The sequence below is a fragment of the Rhodoglobus galactosidasius genome, from assembly GCF_054957775.1.
Map to the genome: position 1 here is coordinate 74,945 of NZ_JBQIAV010000006.1, position 24,409 is coordinate 99,353.

The 24,409-nt window shown below is 61.2% G+C and carries 24 protein-coding genes and 1 pseudogene; 3 read left to right on the forward strand and 22 right to left on the reverse strand.

Annotated elements, in window-relative coordinates; all coding sequences use genetic code 11:
• From ACTJJW_RS09215 to ACTJJW_RS09250, 8 genes are all read right to left on the reverse strand, one after another.
• A complete protein-coding gene (locus ACTJJW_RS09215; protein ID WP_462644011.1) occupies positions 1–1,842 on the reverse strand; it encodes a polysaccharide biosynthesis protein in 1,842 nt (613 codons plus the stop codon).
• Between the two features lie 502 nt (positions 1,843–2,344).
• Entirely contained in the window at positions 2,345–3,322 is a 978-nt protein-coding gene (locus ACTJJW_RS09220; protein WP_462644275.1) for an IS481 family transposase, read from the reverse strand.
• 102 nt (positions 3,323–3,424) lie between these two features.
• On the reverse strand, positions 3,425–4,447 hold the full coding sequence (locus tag ACTJJW_RS09225) for an LCP family protein (protein ID WP_462644012.1): 1,023 nt from the start codon (positions 4,445–4,447) through the stop codon (positions 3,425–3,427).
• Between the two features lie 48 nt (positions 4,448–4,495).
• Positions 4,496–5,353 (reverse strand): prenyltransferase, encoded by an 858-nt coding sequence (locus ACTJJW_RS09230; RefSeq protein ID WP_462644013.1) that lies wholly within the window; start codon positions 5,351–5,353, stop codon positions 4,496–4,498.
• A complete protein-coding gene (locus tag ACTJJW_RS09235; RefSeq protein WP_462644015.1) occupies positions 5,346–5,663 on the reverse strand; it encodes a lycopene cyclase domain-containing protein in 318 nt (105 codons plus the stop codon). The genes ACTJJW_RS09230 and ACTJJW_RS09235 overlap by 8 nt, the downstream gene beginning before the upstream one ends.
• Positions 5,660–5,977: a lycopene cyclase domain-containing protein gene (locus tag ACTJJW_RS09240; protein WP_462644017.1), complete on the reverse strand. Its 318-nt coding sequence runs from the start codon at positions 5,975–5,977 to the stop codon at positions 5,660–5,662. The genes ACTJJW_RS09235 and ACTJJW_RS09240 overlap by 4 nt, the downstream gene beginning before the upstream one ends.
• Positions 5,974–7,557, reverse strand: coding sequence for a phytoene desaturase family protein (crtI, locus tag ACTJJW_RS09245; RefSeq protein WP_462644019.1), 1,584 nt, complete (start codon positions 7,555–7,557; stop codon positions 5,974–5,976). Before crtI ends, ACTJJW_RS09240 begins: the two co-directional genes overlap by 4 nt.
• On the reverse strand, positions 7,554–8,420 hold the full coding sequence (locus tag ACTJJW_RS09250) for a phytoene/squalene synthase family protein (RefSeq protein ID WP_462644021.1): 867 nt from the start codon (positions 8,418–8,420) through the stop codon (positions 7,554–7,556). Before ACTJJW_RS09250 ends, crtI begins: the two co-directional genes overlap by 4 nt.
• 106 nt (positions 8,421–8,526) lie before the next feature.
• On the opposite strand from ACTJJW_RS09250, the gene idi reads away from it, so the two are divergent.
• A complete protein-coding gene (gene idi / locus ACTJJW_RS09255) occupies positions 8,527–9,051 on the forward strand; it encodes an isopentenyl-diphosphate Delta-isomerase (protein ID WP_462644023.1) in 525 nt (174 codons plus the stop codon).
• On the opposite strand, the gene dcd is transcribed toward idi, so the two are convergent.
• The 4 genes from dcd to ACTJJW_RS09275 all read right to left on the reverse strand — a co-directional run bounded on the left by dcd (position 9,048) and on the right by ACTJJW_RS09275 (position 12,825).
• The gene (gene dcd, locus ACTJJW_RS09260; RefSeq protein ID WP_462644025.1) at positions 9,048–9,653 is read right to left on the reverse strand and encodes a dCTP deaminase; all 606 of its coding nucleotides are present in this window, start codon (positions 9,651–9,653) and stop codon (positions 9,048–9,050) included. The genes idi and dcd overlap by 4 nt on opposite strands.
• Positions 9,654–9,754: 101 nt before the next feature.
• On the reverse strand, positions 9,755–12,199 hold the full coding sequence (locus ACTJJW_RS09265; RefSeq protein ID WP_462644026.1) for a heavy metal translocating P-type ATPase: 2,445 nt from the start codon (positions 12,197–12,199) through the stop codon (positions 9,755–9,757).
• Positions 12,199–12,423 (reverse strand): heavy-metal-associated domain-containing protein, encoded by a 225-nt coding sequence (locus ACTJJW_RS09270; protein WP_462644028.1) that lies wholly within the window; start codon positions 12,421–12,423, stop codon positions 12,199–12,201. Before ACTJJW_RS09270 ends, ACTJJW_RS09265 begins: the two co-directional genes overlap by 1 nt.
• A gap of 132 nt (positions 12,424–12,555) precedes the next feature.
• A complete protein-coding gene (locus ACTJJW_RS09275) occupies positions 12,556–12,825 on the reverse strand; it encodes a MerR family transcriptional regulator (RefSeq protein WP_462644030.1) in 270 nt (89 codons plus the stop codon).
• 90 nt (positions 12,826–12,915) lie between these two features.
• Between ACTJJW_RS09275 and ACTJJW_RS09280 the strand changes: the two genes are divergently transcribed.
• Positions 12,916–13,509, forward strand: a complete 594-nt coding sequence (locus ACTJJW_RS09280; protein WP_462644032.1) for a PadR family transcriptional regulator — start codon at positions 12,916–12,918, stop codon at positions 13,507–13,509.
• 17 nt (positions 13,510–13,526) lie between these two features.
• Here ACTJJW_RS09280 and ACTJJW_RS09285 read toward each other — a convergent pair whose 3' ends face one another.
• The 5 genes from ACTJJW_RS09285 to ACTJJW_RS09305 all read right to left on the reverse strand — a co-directional run bounded on the left by ACTJJW_RS09285 (position 13,527) and on the right by ACTJJW_RS09305 (position 19,098).
• Positions 13,527–14,672: an NAD(P)/FAD-dependent oxidoreductase gene (locus tag ACTJJW_RS09285; protein WP_462644033.1), complete on the reverse strand. Its 1,146-nt coding sequence runs from the start codon at positions 14,670–14,672 to the stop codon at positions 13,527–13,529.
• A 153-nt stretch (positions 14,673–14,825) separates the two neighbouring features.
• Complete coding sequence (locus tag ACTJJW_RS09290; RefSeq protein WP_462644035.1) at positions 14,826–15,392, reverse strand: hypothetical protein; 567 nt, start codon at positions 15,390–15,392, stop codon at positions 14,826–14,828.
• A gap of 182 nt (positions 15,393–15,574) precedes the next feature.
• Positions 15,575–16,240: a hypothetical protein gene (locus ACTJJW_RS09295; RefSeq protein WP_462644037.1), complete on the reverse strand. Its 666-nt coding sequence runs from the start codon at positions 16,238–16,240 to the stop codon at positions 15,575–15,577.
• A 135-nt stretch (positions 16,241–16,375) separates the two neighbouring features.
• The gene (locus ACTJJW_RS09300; RefSeq protein WP_462644038.1) at positions 16,376–17,257 is read right to left on the reverse strand and encodes a potassium channel family protein; all 882 of its coding nucleotides are present in this window, start codon (positions 17,255–17,257) and stop codon (positions 16,376–16,378) included.
• An 80-nt stretch (positions 17,258–17,337) separates the two neighbouring features.
• Entirely contained in the window at positions 17,338–19,098 is a 1,761-nt protein-coding gene (locus tag ACTJJW_RS09305) for a pyruvate dehydrogenase (RefSeq protein ID WP_462644040.1), read from the reverse strand.
• On the opposite strand from ACTJJW_RS09305, the pseudogene ACTJJW_RS09310 reads away from it, so the two are divergent.
• Positions 19,092–19,256 (forward strand): annotated as a pseudogene (locus ACTJJW_RS09310) (helix-turn-helix domain-containing protein); the annotation flags it as partial. The gene ACTJJW_RS09305 and the pseudogene ACTJJW_RS09310 sit on opposite strands and share 7 nt — an antisense overlap.
• 171 nt (positions 19,257–19,427) lie before the next feature.
• Here ACTJJW_RS09310 and ACTJJW_RS09315 read toward each other — a convergent pair.
• Genes ACTJJW_RS09315 through ACTJJW_RS09335 form a run of 5 tightly spaced genes read right to left on the reverse strand, consistent with a single transcriptional unit; the run spans position 19,428 to position 24,301 of the window.
• The gene (locus ACTJJW_RS09315; protein WP_462644042.1) at positions 19,428–20,300 is read right to left on the reverse strand and encodes a polysaccharide deacetylase family protein; all 873 of its coding nucleotides are present in this window, start codon (positions 20,298–20,300) and stop codon (positions 19,428–19,430) included.
• Positions 20,297–21,268, reverse strand: a complete 972-nt coding sequence (speB, locus tag ACTJJW_RS09320) for an agmatinase (RefSeq protein WP_462644044.1) — start codon at positions 21,266–21,268, stop codon at positions 20,297–20,299. The genes ACTJJW_RS09315 and speB overlap by 4 nt, the downstream gene beginning before the upstream one ends.
• Positions 21,269–21,297: 29 nt before the next feature.
• Complete coding sequence (locus ACTJJW_RS09325) at positions 21,298–22,065, reverse strand: SDR family NAD(P)-dependent oxidoreductase (RefSeq protein ID WP_462644045.1); 768 nt, start codon at positions 22,063–22,065, stop codon at positions 21,298–21,300.
• Positions 22,065–22,787 (reverse strand): SDR family NAD(P)-dependent oxidoreductase, encoded by a 723-nt coding sequence (locus ACTJJW_RS09330; RefSeq protein ID WP_462644047.1) that lies wholly within the window; start codon positions 22,785–22,787, stop codon positions 22,065–22,067. The genes ACTJJW_RS09325 and ACTJJW_RS09330 overlap by 1 nt, the downstream gene beginning before the upstream one ends.
• Positions 22,784–24,301 carry an APC family permease gene (locus ACTJJW_RS09335; protein ID WP_462644049.1) on the reverse strand — a complete coding sequence of 506 codons (1,518 nt, stop codon included), beginning with the start codon at positions 24,299–24,301 and terminating at the stop codon, positions 22,784–22,786. Before ACTJJW_RS09335 ends, ACTJJW_RS09330 begins: the two co-directional genes overlap by 4 nt.
• Positions 24,302–24,409: the final 108 nt, after the last annotated feature.

Here is a 24,409-nt window from a genome sequence, read left to right on the forward strand (position 1 = left end):
CTAGCTGCCACCATCGGTCACGGCCACAACGCTCCTGCCATCTTCAGCCTGACACCGAGCCTCCCACCCCTGCTGGTTCAGGCGTTCCGGCGTGATGATCTTCACCGAGGTATGAGAGATTTTCGGGTGAATGGGACGATTATCTGACTCGTTGTCGCCTACTAGAATCTCGTGCAACTTCTCACCGCGACGCAAGCCCGTGTAGACAATCGCGATATCTTTGCCCGACATCTCGATCATCCGCTCGGCAATATCGAGAATGCGAATCGGATCCCCCATGTCAAGGACGAGAACTTCGGCGGGTCGGCCGATTCCGCCAGCTTGAATAACCAACTGGCATGCCTCGGGAATCGTCATGAAGTACCGCGTCGCGTCGGGGTGCGTCACCGTGAGCGGGCCGCCGGCCTCAATCAGCGAAGTGAACGTGGGAAGCATCGAGCCACGGCTGCCGAGGACATTGCCAAAACGAACAGACACATAAGTCTTACCTGTTGTCTCAGCGGCCCAAGCGGTGAGCTTTTCGGCAACACGCTTGGAGTGACCCAGTACGCTCGTCGGGTTCGCTGCCTTGTCAGTCGAGACGTTCACGAAAGTATCGACACCAATGTTCATCGCCGCCTGCAAAACATTGAGCGAACCGATGACGTTGGTCTTCCACGCTTCCACAGGATACTGCTCCAGCATCGGGAGGTGCTTGAGGGCTGCCGCGTGAAAGACGACGTCGGGTCGGCGCTCGTTGAAGATCTTGGTCAGGGCATCGGTGTCACGGATGTCAGCCAACACGACATCCGTTGTATCGAGCAGGCCGTGACCGGAAATCGAGATCTGGGTACTCTGCAGGCCGGTCTCATCACGGTCGAGCATGATCAGTTCGGCCGGATGGAACTTGGTAATCTGGCGACACAGCTCAGAGCCGATCGAGCCACCGGCACCTGTCACCAAAACCTTCTTACCCTGAAGGTAACCGGCAATCGACTCGATATGGGTATCAACCGGATGACGACCGATGAGGTCTTCAATGGAGATATCGCGCAGGTCGCGCAGGCGGGAGCGCCCCTCACGCACCTCGGTGAGCGGCGGCAAGACCTTCACTCGCAAGCCGGCAGCGTCTGCAACGTCTGCAACGGACCGGAACACGGCCGCGTCGGCGTTCCCAATAGCGATAACCAGCACTGTGGCGCCTGTGCTGTTAGCGATGTCGATGAGATCTCTACGCGTGCCCAAGACCTTGACCCCATGGAGCCAGACATTGCGTTTCAACGGATCGTCGTCGATCAATCCAACGGGAACGAAAGGCGAGTTTCGGTCGGTGCGCATACGTTTCACAATGATTCCACCGAGATACCCGACGCCAAAGACCAAAGCCTTTTCGCCAGTATCAGGCGGGCTCATCGCCTGCTCAGTAAGCAGTCGCTTCACATAGCGGATGCCGCCCATCAGTACGAGGGCGACCGGAAGGGCGAGGAGTACCGTGCTGCGCGGAATATGCCAGTAGGTTCCGAAGAGGGCCACAGGTAGTCCGAGAATCACAAATGCAGCAATCATGACCCACACGAGAGCCAAAACTTCACTGAAGCTGCCATATGGATGTCGGCCACGATAGAGAGAAACCAGCCAGCCGACAACGAGCTGCACAATAGCGGCAGCGAGGACGAGCACGGCAATCGGTGCCCACTCGACTCGAGCCACGTCTAGGTCGTACCGCAAAACGACTGCGGATACTATGGCCACGGCCCACGCAAAAGCATCAAGAAGGTACTTGGCCCACACACGAGACATCGGGCCCCCCGCATACTGCACAACAGGACCCTGTGCTGACGACTCTGGTTCAGATTGTGGCACGAGAATGTACTTGCCTTTCCCTATTTTTAGCGCACATCGAGCGTGAATCGAACGAAAACGAACGCACCGTTCGCAGGTGCACAAAACCATTTCGAGCACGCAAGAACTTCAGATCGACCTCTATTGCTATGCAAGTCTGTAGAACTTCAAAAATGTGCACTTTTCAGTTTGCCACATTCAATGTGCTTAACGTCGCCGAAGACGCCGGACGAGGCAACCAGTATGTTGACGGCTAAGCGCGTAGAGGCGGCAAGGACAACTTACACACGCAGACGCAGCTCTCCATCAGTGCGAGAAACCTCAGTCTCGGACACGTTTCTTTCAGTTCGTGCGAACTCATCGCTATAGGCAACTGCCAGTAAAGGATTGACGAGTGTGACAGCGTTGCCGATTAACCTGGAAGATCTAATTGCAACATTCGCAAGCACCTACCAGCGTTGCTGGCGAACTTGCGAAATAACGCATAGTGGCGCCGCTGCCAGCCGCGCTGATCCGGAACGACCTAGGTGTTCTTCCCACTGACGTTGTGTACGCGGTCGATGGGTGACTTGCCGCCGATGCCGGTATGGGGTCTGTGGTGATTGTAGTCATGAATCCAGTCTTGATAGGTTGCCGCTCGCGCTTGCTCTGAGTCGTAGTGGTGGGCGTAGGCCCATTCGAAGGCGAGGGTGCGGTGGAAGCGTTCGATTTTTCCGTTCGTTTTGGGGCGGTAGGGGCGCGTGTACTTGTGTTTGATGTCGCCGAGGGCGGCGTTGAAGTGGCCGGATCGGTAGCAGGAACCGTTGTCGGTCAGTACCCGGGTCACGGTGAATCCGAGGGATTCGTAGTAGGCGTGGGCGCGGTGCCAGAACCCGGCGGCGGTTTCCTTTTTCTCATCGTTCAGGATCTCGGAATACACCACCCGTGAGTGGTCGTCGATGGCCGAGTGCAAACACGAGTACCCGGTCGGCACTGACTTCTTCTTGTTCTTTCTCCCGGCGTTTCCCAGGGTGCGCCAGCCGCCGCCATCGGGGATGCGGCCGAGTTTCTTCACGTCCAGATGCACCAGATCGCCCGGATTGGCGTGCTCGTAACGAAGTGCTTTGGGTTTGCGCACGGGCAGTCCGGTGTTCAGGTCCACGTGCCCGAGCAGCGGCATCCGGTACCGATTGAGGACCTTCGACACCGTCGACTGGGGCAGACGCAGGTGGTAGCCGATCCGGTGCGGACCCCACCTCCGGCTGAAGCGCAGCGCGATGATGCGTCGCTCCGTGCGCTTTGCCGTTTGCGCCGGCGAGCGGTGCGGTTTGGACGAGCGGTCGGCCAGACCCGCCATCCCATCCGCTCGGTACCGGCGGACCCATTTGGATACGGTGGCGCGGGAGACCTGCAGGCGTTCAGCGACGCGGGCCTGCACCCAGCCGTCCTCGATGACAAGTTCAACGAGTTTGAGGCGCCCTGCTGGGGTCAGTGGCGCGTTGATGTGGGTAACGTGAGAGATGAGGGCCTCCGTGGCATCGCTTGAGTGTGGTAACCCAATCGATACAGGAGGCCCTCACCTTTTTATCTCACGCCACGCACACAACCTCCGTGGGAAGAACACCTAGGGGAGGGTCGGAGGCATATAACTACCGAGCGTGTCGTCATCGAATGCCTTCTGAATCTTCGGCACTTCATCCCAGTTGACCTTCACAATCGACTGGCTACCTACCATCCCGGTTCCGAGACTGGGCATCGTGAAGAATTTCACATCGTCGACGCGAATGTTCCGCAATTCAAGACCGAGCGAAACGGCATAACTAGAATTGAGCCCATCGTCGACCACCATATACGGAGCAATCGCACTAACCAGATTGCTGATCGTCGCCGGATTGGTAAGCGTCTCCTTGCTCAGCACTTTGGCCATCACAGCCTTAATGAACAACTGTTGGTTGGCCACTCGAGTGAAGTCACCGTCAGAAAACGCGTACCGCTCGCGCACGAACGGAAGCGCCTGCTCGCCGCTCAGCGTGATCGCCCCCTTCGCATACGTGTAGCTCGGGATGCCATATGTATTGAACGCACGGGGATTGTCCACTGTTACTCCACCGAGAGCATCGGTGATGTCTTTGAAACCTTCGAAATCGACCATCGCGATGTGATCGATGCGGGAATCAATGATCCCTTCGATCGTCTGCACGGTGAGGGGAACGCCACCATAAGCCATCGCGGCATTGAGCTTCGCCTGCCCACGACCGGGGATATCGACCCAGAAATCCCTCATGAGCGACATAACCTGAATGCTCTCTCGATCAGCCGAGATATGCACGATCATCATCGTGTCAGATCGGGCGCCCTTTGCGCCGTCCAGCGTGCCCCCGGCTGAGCCTCGAGTATCCGATCCCAGCAGAAGGATGTTCTGTGGTGCGGGGCCCTCGGTCACGACAACAGGCGGGCGCAGAGACTCCTCCGGAAACGCCTCGACAATCTTCTCGACGCCATCAATCTTTTGGGACAGAATGAACGCGTACACTCCCACGCTGCCAAGCAGGAGCACCAACACCGAGCCAATAGCAATCAAGGCGATGCGCAAGCGCCGCTTTTTGGCGGGAGTCCCGCGCCGGTGGCGCACCGTAGTTTCAGTCATGGGGGATATTCAATCAGATAAAAGGTGAGTGCTCGACACGTCCGTGCGCTAGCGGATCAACGCCCACCAGATCAGCAGCATCGTCACGAAGAAACCGGTGACAAAATTGAGGGCCAAGAATTTTCTCCAGCCACGGTTAGCTGACTCTGCTGTGGCATCCGTGATGTTCCAGAATGGCGCGCACATCGCAACGTACGGCAGCACCAGAATTGCCGCCAGCGGGCCAGGCCACGCGGAGAAGAGCAAGAGCACTCCGCCGGCAAGGTAGGCGAACACCGCGAACCTGGTCGTTGCTCGAGCCCCAATGACTGTTCCGATTGATGAAATGTCGGCGGCGCGATCGGCCAGCACATCCTGCACCGCACCGAAGGCGTGCGAGGCGATTCCCCACAGGAAGAACGCGGCAAGGATCGCCCACAGTTGCGGCGTGAACGCGGCCCCAGCTAACACCAGCGCATAGATTGCTGGAGAGACGAAGTGGGTGCTGGAGGTCAGCGAATCAAGGAAGGGGCGCTCCTTAAAGCGCGGTCCCTTCACCGAATACGCAACGACAGCAAACAGGCTGACGAGCAGAACGAGCCACGACAGCGGGTTACCCACGGCCACGAGATACACGATGAACGGGAGCGTCGTTACGGTAGCGGCAATGAGCGTCGGCCGGTGCATCCGCGGGGCAAGCAACGCGCCCTCAACGCCACCCTTGCGCGGGTTGCGCAGATCAGACTCATAGTCAAAGACATCGTTGATCCCATACATCGCCAAGTTATAGGGCACGAGGAAGAAGATCGTGCCCAACACCAGTGTGAGATCGATAGCGCCAGTCGTCAGGTAGTAAGCAGCGGCAAAGGGAAAGGCGGTGTTTACCCAGCTGAGTGGACGCGACGAGAGAAACAGATCCCTAAGCATTGGTACCCTCCTGAGGTTTGCGCGAGCCCAGCAGCGTCCACAAACACGGAAGGGCAACGACAGCCGCGAGCGCGTAGGCGAAATCTTCGAGCGGGGCGACACCGACGAATGCACCGCTGATGGCATCCGCGTTGTAGCCAACAAGGCCGACCGAGATCATCACGTTGTCGAAGACAGCAGTCATGATCAGCAGGATGCCAGCCGTGATCGCGATGGCTCGCCAGCGAGGTGTGCGGCGCGTGACGATTGCTGCGACCGCGAGCGCAACCACGAGGGCAAGAAAGACGGCATTGAGCAGCCAGTACGTCATGCGGCCCCCACCTTTGTGCGGGCGAGAGCGCCGTAAACGTTCATCGTGAGATAGCAGAGCAGCGTGAGAAAGAAGACCTCTTCAAGCGGCACCTCAGGGGCGATAAGCAGGCCCGTCATGAAGTCAGTTTCTCCGCGGAAGAAGATGCCGAGACCCACCCCGAAGAAGTCCCACACGAGAAAGAACAGCACTCCGGCGATCAGCACGATTGTTGCGCGACGAGCATCCTGCCAGAAGAACAGCGTGAAGCGCCGATCGAGCACCACCATGCCGGTGAGCGAGATCAGCAGCGCAACAAGGTAGAGAACGATCACGGCTGCGCCCGCGGTTGAGACTGAGCCTGCGGGGCGAGTGGCTCGGGAAGGGGGCCGGGAGAGGTGTCGCCACGCAATCGCTTGACGAGCACTTCGGCGCTGATAAGACACATCGGCAGACCGATACCCGGGATCGTCGAGCCGCCAACGTAGTAGAGACCTTCGACCTTCTTGCTCACATTGCCGGCACGAAAGAACGCACTCTGCTTGAGGGTGTGAGCAGGGCCGAGTGCGGTGCCGCGCCAGGCATTCAGGTCGTCGGCAAAGTCGCCTGGGCCGACCGTGCGACGCACCGTCACGCGGTCTGCAAAGTCGGGGATGCCCGTCCAGTCACCGATTTGAGCGATGACCTTATCGGCGAGCACCTCGATTCGGGTATCACCGTCGCCGTCAACCTCACCGCGACCGATACTCGGGTCAGCAGGAATCGGAACCAACACGAAGACATTCTCGAAACCATCCGGGGCAACATTCGGGTCAACACCACTGGGCTTGCAAATGTAGAGCGAGGCAGGCTCCGGCACCCTCGGGCTATCGCCGAAGATTGCCTCGAAACCCTCTTGCCAATCCCTCATGAACAGGAGGGTGTGGTGCTCGAGCTCGGGAAGTTCTCCCTTGACGCCCAAATACAAGAGCAGTGCGCTGGGGCCTGGGATCTTCTTATCCCAGTACGAGGCCGGGTACGTCTGCTCCTCAGGGGCGAGCAACTGAGTTTCGGTGTGGTGCAGGTCAGCGGCCGAAACCACAATGTCGGCATCGGCGAACTGAATTGCGCCGTGGGCGTCGACGTATTCGACGCCGGTCGCAACACCATTGGCAGTCACGATGCGGGTGACCTTCGCGTTCGTACGGATCTCGACCCCGGCATCCGAGGCAATGTCGGCAATGCTCTCGATCACGCGCGTGAACCCGCCCATTGGGTAGAGCACCCCGTCGGCCAGATCGAGGTGACTCATGAGGTGATACATGCTGGGCGTGAGGTACGGCGACGAGCCGAGGAACACGGCCGGGTAGCCCAAAACCTTGCGCAGCCGATCATCCTTTACTGTGCGCGCAACCAGCCCCGAGAGCGGTTCAACGAGCAACCGGATGAAGCGGGCCGCCTTAGCGAGCACCGCCTTCGTCGCGCTCGTGCGAAGATCAGCGAACGTTGTGTACAGAAAATACTGCTTAGCCAGTTCGTACGTTTCTTCTGCCGACTTCAGGTACTTCTGCAGGCGCACACGCGAACCCGGTTCGATGCTCTCGAATAAGGCGAGGTTCTCGTCGAGGTCTGTCGAAATGTCGATTGGCGCGGTTTCGTCCTCAAAATAGACCCGGTAACCAGGATCGAGGGTTACCAGTGACAGTTGCTCTTCGGCACTCGTTCCCATGAGCTTGTAGAAGTGGTCGAACACTTCTGGCATCAAATACCACGAGGGGCCGGTGTCGAACCGGAAACCATCGTGCTCCCACGATCCGGCACGACCACCCACCGCAGGCAAACCCTCAAGGAGCGTGACCCTGTGGCCCTCCTTAGCAAGCAAAGCGGCGCTCGCCAGCCCTGCGATACCTCCACCAATTACAACAACGTCACTCATACGCGAGGACCCACCCCCATCGCGGCAGCCGCAGCCAACCGCAGTTTCACAACATCAGGAACGCGCACACGCGTACGCACCAATTCACTAGCCGGAGTCGCCCGGATGCGCTTCGACAGCTGAGCAAACAGGGCGTGCGCGAGCGCAACAGCCCTCTTGCTGCTCGCGGGAAGCTCTGAGCTGATCGCAGCATCCCGCAGATCACTGTCAAGGTCGTCGAGCAGTCGGATCTTCTCCCCTTCAGTGAAGGTCGCCACATCGATGCCCGGGAAATAGCTTCTGCCGAGCGTCTCGAAATCGTCGGCGAGATCGCGCAAAAAGTTCACCTTTTGGAACGCTGCACCGAGCGCGCGCGCGCCGTGTTCGAGCTTGGCGCGCTGCTCATCGCTGACATCATGCCCGTGGAGGAATGCGCACAGGCACATGAGCCCGACGACCTCGGCTGAGCCATAAACGTAGCGCTCGAAGCTTGACTCGTCGTGCACCTTCTGGCTGAGATCCATGCGCATCGACTCAAAGAATGGCGCCGTCAGCTCGGCACCGAACGACACCTCGCGTGCGGTGAGAGCGAAGGCGTGCACGATGAGGTTCGAGCTGAAACCGCGCTCTATGGCGTGCTCGGTTTCGCGCTCAAGTTCATTGAGCTGACGAGTAGTGGCGACCACATCGAGGCCCGCCTCCTCTGCGCCGCCATCAACAATCTCGTCAGCAATGCGCACGAGCGCGTAAATGTTCTCAACATGCTGACGAACATCCGCCCCCAACAGTCGAGAGGCTGCAGAAAATGAGGTGGAGTAACTACGGATGACAATGCTCGCCGCATCCTCAGCGACACGATCATAAAGCTTAATTCTGGTGCTCACGCGCGCCGACCTTCAGGCTGCCAGCACACATTGGTTAGGCTGTAATCACGGCGACACAGCGCGTGCGACGTTCCGGATCTATCCACCTAGGCAGACTATCGCGATCATGAGTGAAATCCCTGAGCAGGTCGTCCTCCTCTCTGACATGGGTGAGCACATTGGTGTCGCCGATAAGGCCCTCGTGCACACGACAGACACCGCACTTCATCTCGCGTTCTCCTGCCACATCTACAACGCCGATGGCCAGGTTTTGGTCACGCGGCGGGCGCTCTCGAAACTCACCTGGCCTGGTGTCTGGACCAACTCGTTTTGCGGGCATCCGGCCCCCGGCGAAGACATGGCCGACGCGATTGCTCGCCGCGCCAAGCACGAACTCGGAATCACCATCAGCGATGTGCAGCTCGTGCTGCCCGATTTTCGCTACCGCGCCGTCGACTCCTCGGGCATTGTCGAAAACGAGATCTGTCCCGTCTACCGTGCAGTGACGACGGATGCCGCAACCCCCAACCCCGACGAGGTCGCCGAATTCGAGTGGGTCGACCCACAATCGCTGCACACGGCCGTGGCGGCATCACCGTTCGCGTTCAGCCCCTGGCTGGGCTGGCAGTTGGAGCAGCTCGACGCGCACTAGCCGCCGATTGACCCTGCATCGTTTGCGCGCACGTCGGTGCGGTGAAAGTTCTGGAAGCTGCGGCTCGCCGTGGGGCCACGCTGGCCTTGGTAGCGCGAACCGTACTGGCCTGAACCATACGGCGATTCGACGGGCGAGCTGGTTTGGATGAAGCACAGCTGCCCAATCTTCATTCCGGGCCAGAGCTTGATCGGCAAAGTCGCAACATTACTGAGCTCAAGCGTGACATGACCCGAGAACCCTGGGTCAACGAAACCTGCGGTGGAGTGGGTGAGCAAACCGAGTCGCCCGAGCGAGCTTTTGCCCTCAAGGCGGGCGGCGACATCATCGGGCAAAGTCACGAGCTCGAAGGTGGAACCGAGCACGAACTCGCCGGGGTGAAGAATGAACGGCTGGTCAACATCCACCTCTAAGAGGTGAGTGAGATCAGGCTGATCTTCAGACGGGTCAATGTAGGGGTACTTATGGTTGTCGAAGAGGCGGAAGAAGCGGTCGAGCCGCACGTCAACACTCGACGGCTGCACCATGTCGAGATCGAGAGGCTCGAGGCCAATGCGGCCAGAGTTGAGTTCGGCGCGGATGTCGCGATCACTAAGAAGCATGGCCTAAGACTAGCGAGGAACCGGGGCTGGCGAGAGGCTCCACCTGCCATTGTGGGCAGTGATGCTACTCAACTGCGTGCTCTCGATCACAGGACAGCTGCTCAATGTCCTGTCCCGCTCTGACTGCGTCCGACACTGCCAATAGCCTGGAAAAGCAGAGAAGGGCGGCCACCGATGCTGTTGATGAAGATTGTGGTGACGGACAGTGCCATCGCGACCATTGCCCAGACCGGGTAGACGAGACCAGTGGTCGCTAAGGGGATGCCTACTCCGTTGAACAGGAATGCCAGACCGACGTTCTGACGTGTGCGTCGGTAGCTGGACCGGCTGATCTGCCGGGCGGTGATGACGGCGCGCAGATCGTCGCGCACGACGATCACATCAGCAGACTCCACTGCAATGTCAGTGCCGCCACCCATCGCGACGCCCACGTCCGCTTGCATCAGCGCGGGAGCATCATTGATGCCGTCTCCGACCATGACCACACGAGTGCCGTCGGCTTGGAGCTCGCGGATGATGTCCGCTTTACCTTCCGGAAGCACCCCGGCGCGAACATCTGTGATCCCGAGCCGTCCGGCGACGTGACGGGCCGCACGCTCATTGTCACCGGTGACCATCACAGGGGTGAGGCCAGCGGTGCGCATCTGGGCCAGTGCCTCAATCGCGTCGGGGCGAATCTCGTCGCCGAGTGCGATGACACCCAGTGCTTCGGTGTCGGCGCTGACAATCACGACCGTGCGACCTGCGGCCTCAAGCCGGTCAATTGCGGCGGTAAGCCTGCTCAGATCTACACCCTCGTCGGTGAGGAACCCCGGTCGGCCGATGAGTACTCGGCGACCGGTGACACGGGCGCTGACTCCAAATCCCGCTATCGACTCGAAGCCCGTCACAGGCGGCAAGGACAGGCCCCGATCCATGGCGAAATCGACGATGGCCCGAGCCAGCGGGTGTTCTGAGGAAGCTTCGGCGGCCGCAGCGATGGCAATAAATTCATCCTGGGCAATCAGTGCCTCCACTTCACGGACGGCAGGGCGGCCTTCGGTCAGGGTGCCGGTTTTATCGAGCACAATGCGGCGGGCCTGTCCGAAAGTTTGGAACGCTTCGCCGGTGCGCATGATGATGCCCAGATCTGCGGCTTCTCCGCCGGCGCGGACGATAGCCAGGGGCGCAGCGATCCCGACCGCACAGGGATAACCCATGACGAGCACGCCAAGCCCCGCGAACACGGCACGGCGCACATCCGGCTCTCCAGCGAAGATCCACGTACCGACGAGCCATCCGAGTAACGCGACGGCCGCGATGACGAGAACGGTGGGGGTGTAGACGCGGAGGATGCGATCGACCAGGTGCAGGATGCCCGGTTTGAGGGCGCGGGCGTCCTCAACGTGACGCACCACCTGTGCCAGGAAACTGTCAGCCCCGACGCGGGTTGCTTGCACGAGCAGCGTGCCGGACGTGTTGATCGATCCGCCGATGACGTCGTCGCCGACGCTGCGTTCAACAGGGACCGGTTCCCCGGTGACCAGTGACTGGTCGACGGCGGAGTACCCGTCGACAACTCGACCATCTATCGGGATCCGTTCCCCCGGTCGGACCCGCACAAGATCGCCGGAGGCGACCTGGGCGAGCGGCACATCCTGCTCGATTCCATCGCTGACGATTCGGGCGGTGTCGGGTTGCAGATCGAGGAGCTTTTTTACAGCCTGGCTGGAACGGGTTTTCACCAGCAGCGACAGCCACTCCGAGAAGATGTGGTAATTGGCCACCAGCACGGTCACGGCGAAAAACGGTGCCGTGGGGTAATCCGGGAGCAGGCCAGTGAGACCGATGGCACCGCCGATGATGCCGGCGAATGCGCCGACTTCTAGCAGCACGTGCTGATTGAGAATGCCGCGTCGTGCGGCTTGGTATGCCATACGCAGAATGTGCGGCGCGATTCCAAACACCACGACCAGCGCTAGGGCTCCGGTGACCCATCCGGTGGCGGCGTCGCCGAGCAATCCGGACTCCCGGGCTGAGTACGCGAGGGCAGACGGGGCAATTATGGCCACGGCGCCCAACGCTGCTCGGGTGCGTCCGGTCGGACGCAAGATCGCGTAGGACACCGGCATCATGAGGGCGATCACCGAGAGCGGAACCAGTATCGACCAGACCCCGGTAATGTCAAGGATCAGCGAGATTGCGGTCAGGCTCGCTGCACTGGCGAACAATAGCCGCTTGCCCTCGCGGACCAGATCGGCCTCTTCCTCCTCGAACGGGCGAAGTTTGCGCGGGTCATACAGGTCGTACCCGATATCGCGCAGCGTGCCGAGGATGTCTTCCGGAGAAATCGCGGCAGGGTCATAGTCCACCAACGCCTGTTCATGGGTAAGGCTGACCGCGACCTGATCCACACCCTCCATCCGGCCGAGCGCCTTCTCGATCGTTCCGGTACACAACGAGCAATGCAAGCCGGCGATGCGCGCGCGAATACGGGCGTGGCCCGCCAGGTTGCTCGGCTCCTCAGCCCATAACTCTTCGGTTCCCGACGTCGTTACGGTCGCCATCACGGCGTTTCTTTCGTCTCGGCGACCTCGTAGCCGGCCACGACGACACGTTCCTTTACCGCAGCTTCATCGGTGGTGGACTCGTCGAAGCGCACGCGAACTTCACCGGTGACGTAATTGGCCTTCGCCTCCCGCACCCCATCGAGGCGGCGCAGGGCGATGCCCAACCGTTGCTCGCAGCCCGTGCACGTCATGCCTTCCACCTGGAGTGCCATCTCACTCATGCGGATCACCTCACATTTCTCTCAACCAGACCGCCTCGCGACAATCCACCAATAAGCTGCACGCTATACCTTCCACTCGACTGGAAGGTCAAGGGCCCATAGTGCCGGCCTGACCGGGTACCAGCCGCGTAACTACGAGGTATGCAGGGGAAGCTTCTCGCGAACATAAGAGCAGGGCGCCTCCCCTTGCTCCTGGAATCGCAGTATTTCTTTGACCTCATCCAGCGTGATGCCCAGACGCTGCGCCGTGCGGATGAAGGTCAATCGATCGACGTAAGAGTCGCCATAGTCCCGATAACCCGAGGAAGTACGCTCCGGAGCAGGCAGCACGCCAATTGATTCGTAATACCGGACGGTCTTCGGATTGAGGTTCAGCTGCGAGGCCAGTTCTCCGATTTTCATGCCTGCATGTTACATCTGGCTGGAAGAGAAACTTCGAAAACTCAGGTACCTGCCTGACCGTGACCCCGCCGGTTGACCTACGATTAGGGCATGTCGGCGACAACTCGGTTGGTCGTGCTCGGTGCTGTGCATCGGTTTCAGCCCGTGCACGGATACTTTCTGCGCCGCGAACTCATGACGTGGCACATCGACGACTGGGCCAACATTCAGCCCGGCTCCATCTACAACGCGCTCCGTTCGCTCACGAACCACGGATACCTCGTCGAGAACGGCACTGAAGCCGCCGGCAACCGCCCAGAACGCACCACCTACCGGATGACCGACGACGGTGAGATCGAGTTGCTACGAATGCTGCGCGACACCCTCTGGAATGTCGAAGTCTTCGACACCAAACCCGTCATGGTGCTCACCACGTTCATGTACGCCCTACAGCGCGAAGAAGTGCTTGCTGGCTTGCTACACCGAGTGACCGAAATCGACGCGCGGATCGCGAGCAATAAGTACCGCATCGGTGATGTCGCAACCTCATCATCGACGACACGCTATGTGCGCGAAATCTTCGAGCTCGCCACCGCACGCCTTCGCGGCGAGCAACAGTGGGCCCGAGACGTGAGCGAGCGCATCCGTGCTGGCGACTACGTTTTTGCTGGTGAGGCTGAGCAAGCCGGTCACGAGGAGCAGTGAACGCACGGTCGCGCCCGTCAACGTCCCCAGGCAGCGGCGGCGAAGCGGGCCAGGTCTGCAACCCCGAGGGTGCCCTCCCCGAGCCCGACCGAAAGTAGTTTCTGGAATACCCTGTCATCGCGACCCGAAGCTCGGACGAACGCCTCAACCGCCGACGGTCGGTCGATCAACCGATACAGGGCGCGTAGCTGGCGGTGCTGACGGCCAAACCGTGGCCGCAGCGCGCGAGTATAGGCGTCGCCAGCACCAGTACCAGCGCGGGCAGTAACCGCGGCGCGTCCGGCCAGCGCCCCTGAGGCCAGTGCATAGAAGATGCCCTCGCCGGTCAGCGGGTTGACCAGGCTGGCCGCGTCGCCAACCAAGAGCACACGCCCGATCGCAGGCCGGGGCCTGCTCGTCGACAGAGGCAACAGGTGACCAGTCATCGCGGTCGACTCGATCGCGAAGCCCGGCAGGAGTTCGATGGCCCGATTGCGGAGCTGCACCTTGCTGGAACCCGCAGCAGCAGTCCCGTACCCCACATTGACCGTCGCATGGGCGGTCGGGAAAGCCCAGGCGTAGCCCAATCCGCCACCAGGAACCGGGTCCCAACGGATGTACAGTTCGTCGAATCCGTCTGGGACTGGGGCGTAGCCCCGCACGGCGAGGGCTAAATGTCGTCCGCGGTTGGACGGCTGGGCGGTTGCCCTGCGCACCGTCGAGTTGGCACCATCGGCGCCGATCAGTACCGGTGCCGCATATCTACCGTCGACGACAACCTGGTCGGCGTGCTGTTGAATATCGCGCACCGTATGGCGAACAACCACTGCGCCGACTGCGATGGCGGCCGTCACGAGCCGGAAGTCGAGTTCCACCCGAGGAACAACATAACCGGGTGCCGGGGCGAGGCCGACGATGTCTGCCCCGGAAGCGGCTACCAGTCGGAAGCAAGACACCCGCTCCTCCGGACGCAGAATAACGCTGAGTCCCAAGTGGGCAAGTTCAGTGACAGCGTCAGGCCCGACTCCATCGCCGCATACCTTGTCGCGTCCGAGTGGCGCCCGGTCAAGGATCAGTACCCGCGCCGTCGACCGAGCACGCAAGGCGCCCAGTGCCGCAGCGGAGCCACCGGGGCCAGCACCGACGATAATCAGGTCGAAGACTTCCGGAGCCGCCATCATCATTTCACGACTCGCCGTAGCATTGGCCGCCCCAGCCAGTCACTGCCGTTCGCCTTCTCGTCATTGTTGTGCCGTCACCCAATCCCAGTCTGAAGTTCGCGTACAGATCCATACGTCTCGGGCGAGTCACTCCCCCGCCATTGCAAGGTAGCCCGACTATTGATTGCGTGGTCGATCGCTTCCGTGATGCCCATGATCGGCGGCGTAGGCCGCAAACAAAGCGGACGTAGTCGGAGCCGTGTGTGGGAATCGCCCCTTCAAAACCCCGGCGAAATCTTCCAACGTACAGGTCAGCAAGTTTGCCGCGAGACGAATGTCGGGCCGCACTGAGGTAGCTCCGGCCCGGGCCAACTCTGCAGCATAGGGCAGCATTGCCGCGAGCGAAAAGTTCGGGTCATGGTCTCGGAAATAGTAGGTTTCCGAATATTCGCTCAGGTCGACCCGAGCCTGAATTATGTCGGTCGACACGCTTTCCAGAACCCCCGCAAGCAGAACGGAATCGGCATCCTGTTGTAGCCCGGCGAACACCTTCGCGCGACGCAACGATGACAATCGGATCGCTAGCACTCTTCGTCTCGTCAAGGCAGGATAAACCTGCAAAACCCACGAGACTGCCACTGTCAGGAGCGCAAACCCGAATAGTGCCTCGAGGGGAACGGAGGGCAAGTAGACCAGCGCCCACCCGACTATCACCAGCGTGGCCCACACGATGATGACGGTCAATAATGCTAAAGGCCCCGTCTGCCGACTTAGCCACCCCCGGCCGCCTCGAAGCCGTGACAGTCGCCACATCGAGCTCAGCACGAAACGACTCAGGCTGCTTTGCCCTTCCGGATGCACCACCGTGTGGAAGACGTGAGCGAGCGCATCCGTGCTGGCGACTACGTTTTTGCTGGTGAGGCAGGCTAGTAGTTGCGGATGGGGTTTGCTATGCGAATTTCGTCGAGAGCGCGATTGGCTACGTCGGTTGTGAGGCTGATGCTGGTGCCGTCGACGTAGATCCACAGGTCTCCGACGATGTAGTGGGTGCGCGCAATAGTGCCCGTGCCACCTTCGGTTGTGAACTCGAGCGTGGTTACTCCGCCGCTCGTGATGCCGTGGTAGCCGGCTGAGAGGAGTGCCGCTTTGAGGTTGGCGGCATCCGTGTCGTTGATGTCGCCAACAGTGAGCATGAATGCTCCGCCGGAGTTGGGCACACCCCAAGCACAGTTCTTGGCGATTGTGGCATTTGCGGCAACAGTGTCGAGCTCTGCCAGATCGAAGTGCTCGGCGGCCGCAGTGTCTCGTTCGTCGAGAATCTCGGTCGATGGCGAGAACAGGTCTTTCGCTGTTGTGAGCGGCAGCAGGTCTTCACAGCCCGGCACAATCAGCGGCTCGATGGTCGGCAGCGGGGTCGGGTCACCCTCGGTGCTGGTAGGTGTGGGGCTCGGGCTCGTGGTACCGCCGTCGGTGTTGGGCTGAGCGCAGCCCGCGAGCGCAAACATCAGCAGTGCAGCGGATGCCACGGCAGCGGTCACTCGTGCGGGCCGCCGCGCCACCATCACCGTGTTTCTTGCGCCGCTTCCGTCCATGCCAGAATCGTAGCCCCGCCCCTTGCCGCGGGGAAGACTGCTCAGTAAATTGTGAAAAATCGCCGGCGCCGAGGGGCGCGTGAAGCTCGCTTGCTCGCCGCCATCACTCAGATAGCGGGACTATTGATGGCGTTGTCAATCGCTGGGACGGTGCCCGTGGTCGGCTGCGTAGGCCGCGAACAAGCTGGACATCGTGGGAGCCGTGTGTGGGAAGCGATCCTTCAGGACTCCGGCGAAATCTTCCAGCGCACAGGTCAACAAATTTGCCGCGAGGCGGATGTCAGTCCGCGATGAGGTAACCCCGATCCGGGCTAGTTCTGCGGTATAGGGCAGCATTGCCGCGAGTGATGAATTGGGGTCAGGGTCTCGAAAATAGTAGGTTTCCGAGTATTCGCTCAGGTCGACCCCAGCCTGGATGATGTCGGTCGATACACTTTCCAGAACCCGTGAGAGCAGAACGGAATCGGTATCCTCTAGCCCGGTGAGCACGTTCGAGCGACGCAGCGATGACAGGCGGATTGCCAACACTCTGCGCCTGGTCAAAGCAGGATAGATCTGCAAGATCCAAGAGACTGCCACCGTCAGGAGCGCGAACCCGAACAGTGCCTCGAGCGGCGTGACGACGCGCAGCCAACCAGGAGCCGGGACGATGTCCCCGAAGCCGAGGGTCGATATCGCGGTCATCGAGATGTAGAGGGCATCCAGAACAGCGTTAGCGCTGCCTGCGGTGGGCCCAGAGGAATAGACAAACCCGGCGGGAATGGAGGGTAAGTAGAGCAGTGCCCAACCAACTATCCCCAACGTGCCCCACACGATGATGACGGTCAACAATGCCGCTGGTCCAGTCAGCCGACCTAACCATCCCCGCCCGCCTCGGAGCCGCGACAGCCGCCACATCGTGTTCAGGACGAAACGACTTAGGTTGCCCTGCCCTTCGGGGTGGACCAACGTGTGAAAGAGGTCGTGGAGCACAAGCAGAACAATGGCAGCTCCTGCCGCGAGTGCTAACCAGTCCATCAGTCCTCCGATCGGGCAGTACTAGCGCTGAGTCTACAATTCCCGATTCTACGACCCGCATCGCACTGCCGACGGTAAGGCTAGCGACGGCCAGGGAGCAGTCGCAGGTTGCTCTTAGCGAGCTTCACCGCCTCGCCCGCTCCTCCGTTCATGACCACCTTTGACACGCCCAGCGCGAAACCACGAACCATCTCCCCAGTGATTGCGGGCGGCAGCGAGAGCGCCAACGAATCGGTGACCAGGTCGACGAGCGCTGGTCCGTCATGCGCGAGCGCGGCTTCGAGGGCAGAACGGATGTCGGTAGGCTTCTCTACGCGTTGGCCGAAGATCCCGAGAGCGTTGGCCACCGCTGCGTAATCGACGGACGGCACATCGACCCCGAAGTCGGGGAAGCCATCAACAAGCATCTCGACCTTGACCATGCCGAGACTGGAATTGTTGAATACGATGATCTTCACCGGCAGACTGTTGGTAGCAACGGTGATCAATTCGCCCATCAGCATCGACAGCCCTCCGTCACCGCACATCGAGATCACCTGTCGATCAGGATGACTGAATTGGGCACCGATGGCCTGTGGGAGGGCATTGGCCATCGACCCGTGCAGGAAGGAGCCGATCAGCCGGCGCCGACCATTCGGGTTAATGTAGCGAGCCTGCCAGACGTTGCACATGCCGGTGTCTGCAGTGAAGATGGCGTCGTCTGCTGCGAGGTCGTCGAGCAGGGATGCGGCGAATTCCGGATGGATCGGAATCTTTGTGTCCACGTTCGTCGTATACGCGCCGACCACGCTGTTCAGTAGCCGATCGTGGCGCTTCAGGGTCTTGTCGAGGAATCGACGGTCGCTGCGTGCCGCGATCAAGGGTGTCACGGCCGCAATAGTGGATGCCACGTCACCGTGCACTGGAATGTGCACGTTAGCGCGACGGCCCAGATGTTCGGCCTTGGCGTCCACCTGGGCAATCCGTTCATCTGTGCCATCCGGCAGGAACTGCTCGTAGGGAAAGTCAGTGCCGAGGAGGATGAGGAGATCAGCGTCATGGATACCGTCGTGCGCGGCACCGTAGCCCAGCATGCCCGTCATTCCTACGTCGAAAGGATTGTCGTACTGGATCCATTCCTTGCCGCGCAGGGTATGCCCGACAGGAGCGGCCAGCAGGTCGGCAAACGCCACGACCTCATCGTGGGCGCCAGCCACCCCAGCTCCGGCGAAGATTGCTATCCGCTGTGACTCGTTGATGGCATCAGCAAGAGCTGCCACGTCAGTGTCGGCAGGTACCAGCGCGGGCTGGCCGGGGCGAGCTAGTTCTGGCGCGACCCCGGCGGCGTCGAGTTCAGCGATGTCGCCCGGAAGAGTGATCACTGCGACGCCACCGAGGCTGATCGCATGACGAAGCGCGGAATTCACTACCCGTGGAGCTTGCGCTGCGGTAGAGATCAGTTCGCGATAGTTCGAGCAACCCACAAAGAGGCGGTCGGGGTGAGTCTCCTGAAAGTATTCGCTGCCGATCTCGAAACTGGGGATATGGCTGGCTATCGCGAGCACCGGCGCACCACTGCGGTGGGCATCGTAGAGACCATTGATCAGGTGCAGGTTGCCCGGCCCACAGCTGCCGGCGCAGACCGCGATCTCGCCGGTGAGTTGCGCATCCGCACCGGCCGCAAAGGCGGCTGCCTCCTCGTTGCGCACGTGTATCCAGTCGATCCCCCCTTTGGCTGACCCGCCGGTTCGTCGCACCGCATCCACTATGGGATTCAGGCTGTCGCCGACGATGCCATAGATACGGCGCACTCCGGCCTGCATGAGTTGGCCGACGAGTTGGTCTGCAACGGTAGATGCCATGGGTTTATTCAACGCGCCTTCACAGCAAAAAGATAGCCGAGAGGCTCCGTGATGGGGGCAGTAGCAAGGCGGCGATTGCTCGCCGGCTTGGGGTGCACCGGTCGATGATCTCCCGGGAGTTGGCCCGCGGGTCATGGCAGCCGGAACGCGACCAATCGCCCGTTGGTTCTACGACCTCCGCGACACCGGCCTCCACGAGATGACCCGGACGCCTGACCCTGCTTTGCCCGTTCTGGCTTTTCGGGGCTGCTCACAGCGCAACTGAGCTAGTCCATCCACTCCGCTTGGCTATGGAACGGATTCGATCCGCGCTGGCGCGATAGGACGAGCTACCCGAGTCCCTCCGGCCGCGTCACCGACCGCGGCGTAAGCCCCAACGATCGCGTGTGCTCGGCGATCTCGCCGAGCGATGCAACCCACACCCCCGGCGAGCTCGACACCTCGCGCATCAGTTCGCCGAGCTCAAACGCCCGTCCGGGCCTGCCCGAGAGGAACGGGTGGTTGGTGAGCACCCAGCATCCATTCGCCGACTGAAGGCCGCGGAACTCCGAGTGCCACAGCTCGCGGGCCTTCGCCGGAGTCTCGATGAGGCCGCTGCCGCTGATGTCGGGCAGGAAACAGTACTGCTCCCAATCGTCGAGCGCCCACTGGATGGGGATCTCGATAATCGACTCTGGCGAGCCGGGGGCAACCTGCAGCGAATACGGTACGTCGGCATCCATCAGGCTCGAATCGTAAAGAAACCCGCGCTCAGCAAGCAGCGCAGGCGTGCGCCACGACAGGTCCCACATGGGAGCGCGATAGCCCAACGGTCTCACGCCGGCGATATCCTGCAGCGCCTCAAGCCCACGGTCGAGCGCAACAATTTCCTCTTCGAGCGTCAGGGCGGTTGGCTGCTCGTGATGGTAGCCATGGTGCGCGACCTCATGCCCTGCGGCGACAATGTCGCGAACCGTTTGCGGATACCGCTCGGCCGTGTAGCCGGGCACGAAGAAGGTCGACTTGATTTGGTGCTGATCGAGCAGGTCGAGGATGCGCGGAACCCCGACGAGCGGACCGTACGCCTGGTGGCTCATGACACTCATACGCTCCGCGTTCTGCGGCGCCCCCCACAGCACGGCCGACTCGGCATCCACATCAAAGGTGAACGCGGCAGCACAAGTGAAGCTGGCGGGCCACTCGATAGGGTCGGCCGGTGTCATCTCTTCGACTGCGCAGACATGATGGTCACCAACTCGTAGGCCGCGTTCGCCGCAGCGACCGCAGTGATACCGGCGTGATCGTAGGCCGGACTGACCTCAACGATATCGGCCGAAACGATCTTCAGCTCGGCAAGCCCGCGCAGCACCTCGAGCAACTCGCGGCTCGTCATGCCGCCTGCCTCAGGTGTGCCCGTCGCCGGCGCGAACCCCGGGTCGAGCACATCAATATCGATCGAGACATAGAGAGGAGCGTCACCGACCCGATCATGGATGCGCTCAAGGATGCCGTCGGCGCCAATGCGGTCGAAGTCACGGCAGTGGATGATCGTAAAGCCGAGTTTCTCATCGTCGACCAAGTCTTTAGGGTTGTACAGCGAGCCGCGGATGCCCACGTGCGCCGAGCGATCCTTGCGAAGCAAACCCTCTTCAGATGCCCGTCGAAAGGGCGTGCCGTGGGTATAAGGGGCATTGAAGTAGGTGTCCCAGGTGTCGAGATGCGCGTCGAAATGCACCAAGGCCACCGGCCCGTGGTGGGCATTCACCGCCCGCAAGGCGGGAAGCGCGAGGGTGTGGTCGCCGCCGAGGGTGACGACCGGCCGCCCGTTGGACATGAGTTCGCTGAGGCCCGCCTCAATTTCGACGAGTGCCGTCTCGATATCGAACGGATTGCAACTGACGTCGCCAGCATCCACCACTTGCGCCAGTTCGAACGGAAGCACGTCGAGTGCTGGGTTGTAGGGGCGAAGCAGCCGTGATGCTTCGCGTATCGCGGCAGGCCCGAATCGCGCGCCCGGCCGATACGTGACGCCGGAGTCAAAGGGAACACCGACGACCGCGACATCCCAATCGCTGACATCTTCTCTCCGGGGCAAGCGGGCGAAGGTAGCGATGCCGGCATACCGGGGGGAGATCTGGCCGTCGATGGGGCCGACAGGAGCGGGGCGTTCGGGGGAGTTCTCAGAATTCATTGTTGACCTTAGCTGTAACGGATAGTGCGTCAGGCTCGACCGCGAGTGGAGCCGCCGTTCGCCTGGAGCACCTGGCCCACCATTGCCGAAATTCGAAAGTCGCACAAGAATGCGACGGCCTCGGCGATGTCATCTACGGTGCCGATGCGGCCGAGTGGAATCTGCTGTGCGTATGCCGCTCTCATGGCATCGAGAGACACGCCCTCCGCTGTCGCGTCGACGGCGAGCTGCGGGGTATCAGTGACACCGGGGGCGATCGCGTTGATGATGATTTTTTCAGGTCCAAGCTCGCGACCGAGGGTTTTCACCAGCGAAATCGCTCCGGCTTTCGATGCGCAGTAGGCGCTCGCCTCCGGCCAGCCGGTGATGCCCCATTCGCTGGATACGACCACGATGCGCCCCTCGCCCTTGCGCCGCATACCAGGCAGTACCGACTGGATGAGGTGAAGAGTGCCGCCGAGGTTTGTGTCCACAATTTTCCACCAGTCGGCGATCTCGGTCTCGAGAAACGGTGCCATCGTCATATAGGCATGGTTGGCGACGAGGATGTCAATGTCTCCTGCAGCCTCGGCTGTGCGGCCGACAATCGCTTCGACAGCGGAGCGGTCAGACACGTCGCCCGGTACGGCGATTCCGTCGATCTCCTGAGCGAGCTCGGTCAACTGATCAGAGGGTTTCCGGTCATTGACTGCGACGAATGCCCCGAGGCGGGCGAGTTCGCGCGCGTGCGCGGCCCCCATGCCCTGGGCTGCGCCGGAGACAAGTGCAACCCGCCCGGTGAGAAAAGGCGTATTCATCAGATCACCGCTCCTGCATTGGGGTTGAGTGTCTCGCCCACGCAGAACGAACCCTGCTCAACAAGGAAGGCGGCGCACAGCGCCACCTCCTGCGCGCTGGCCAGTCGCTGGATGGGAAGCGTGTTGAGGTAATCCGGGTGGCGCCACGGCGAATCCGGGGCGAGCAGGGGCGTGTCGGTGGGACCAGGTGCAACGGCATTCACGCGAACGCCCTTCGGGGCCATCTCCACCGCGAGCGTGCGCATGAGTCCGAGCAGCGCCCCCTTCGCTGCGGAGTAGTGTGCGTCGCCGGTGCCGCCCCCGCCAACCGCGAGTTCGCTGCCGATTGCGACAAGCGAACCTGCGCCGCGCTCCACCATGCCGGGCAGCACCGCCCGCGAGAGATGCATAAAGCCGCCCAGGTGCACCGCGAGCATCCGCCGCCACTGTTCGGCAGTCACTTCAGAGATAGCGGTCATTTCGTAGTAGCCGGCAGCGGAGATGGCAGCGCCAATGGGACCCAGCTGCGCCTCTGCTGTTGCTACTGCCCGCTCCACCTGTTCAAGGTCTGTCACGTCTATCTCGAAGCTGAGCGTGCAGCCGGATGAAGGTCGAAGGTCGAAACCGGCGACCCCCCAGCCTCTTTCCTGAAGCTCCGCCGCAATCGCCGCGCCGATGCCGCTCGCGGTTCCCGTCACGATTGCGACGGGAACGGCCGAGCTGGGCTGGCTAGGGTCCGTCATCGAATCACAGGCTCGTCGAGCTCGTCGCCCGCGCGGGCTGTAGCCGGGGGTAATTCGTCGTGCATGAGGTACTCGTGGCCCCTTACATCGGGAATCGACTTGCGCACCGACCAATAGACGGCTAGCCCGGCGAGGCCAATTATGGTCGTGCCGATGATGATCGACCAGTCGAGGTATACCTCGTCGAAGACGGCACGCGGCCAAGCGATGTTGATCAGCTGCAACGTTGCCCAGACCACCGCTACCACCGCGACCACCGCTGTCCAGCGGCCCAAGCTGAAGGGGCCGGGCTTCCACTGTCTGCGCGCAAGCACCACCACGAAAGCGAGGAGCGGGAACAGGAAGGAGAGGTAGAACCCGCCCGCCGTGAAGTTCACCATGAGCATGTAAATGTTCTCGGCGAAGTTGCTGAGCAGGAACAGCAGGGTTCCGATGACAGTCGTCACCAGCAGCGGACCAACCGGCTGGCGGCGCTTCGGGCTGAGCCGACTCAGCATTTTTGCGGCGGGAAGGGCCCCGTCGCGTGCCTTCGCCCAAATCAGGCGTGAAGCGGATGTCTGAAGTGCGAGGAAGCTCGCCAAGAAGCCGATCACGAAGAGAATCTCAATCGGGATGGCGATACCTGCGCCGAGTTGGGTGGTCAGCGTGTCGTAGACGGGGTCACCGATTGAGCCGTCGGCGACCGCCGAGAGGTCCGGAATTGCGAGGATGATCGAAAGACTCGTGAACATGACGATCAACGCGATGAAGGAGATCGAAAACAGGATCGCTTTTGGCAGATTCTTTCGCGGCTCCTTTACCTCTTCTGCGATGGATCCGGCGCTTTCGAAGCCCACGAAGGAGAAGCCAATGAAGACGAGGGCGATGAGGAACGGGCCCGTGATGGCGAGGTAGTCGCCGCTGAACTCAGTTCCCGTGCCACCCTGGAACAGTACGTCGATGTCATTGACGCGGTGGAACAGGATGAGCCACAGCCCGAGACCGAGCGAACCGACAATCTCCGCGACGATGCTGGCAATCATGAACGCCTTGAGCACGGCCTGCCCCGCCAAGTTGACAGCGGTGCCCAATATCAGCACGACGAACGCGATCCAGGCGATGTCGACGCCCGAGGGGTTCTGTATTCCGAAGATGTTGGCCAGGAATCCCGCGGCGCCGAGCGCCACGGTTGCCATGGCGATAACGAGGGTCCAGATGTAGGCCCACCCGGCAAACCAGCCCAATGTTTTGCCGCCGAGGCGCGACGTCCACTGGTAGATCGAACCCTCGAGCGGCCAGCGGGAGACGAGCATCGCGAAGACCAGCGCGACCAGAAATTGCCCGGCGAAGACGATAAGGAAGCCCCACCAGAAGGAAGGGCCGGCCGTCGACAGCGCGAGCCCGAAGATGGCATAGAGGGCAACGATCGGCGAGATGAATGCGAATGCGAATGCGAATGAGGAGAAGAGTTTGAACTCGCGCCGAAGAGTGGTTGATTCTCCCACGGCTACGGCATGATCAACGGAACGACTCATTGGGGCCTCCTTTGGCTCAGTCCATTATCGAGGTGCGTTTTCGCCTCGACAACCTGTTGGCGCACATGTTGGAGGAACAGCACTTCAGGCGCCTTCGTATTGTCGGAA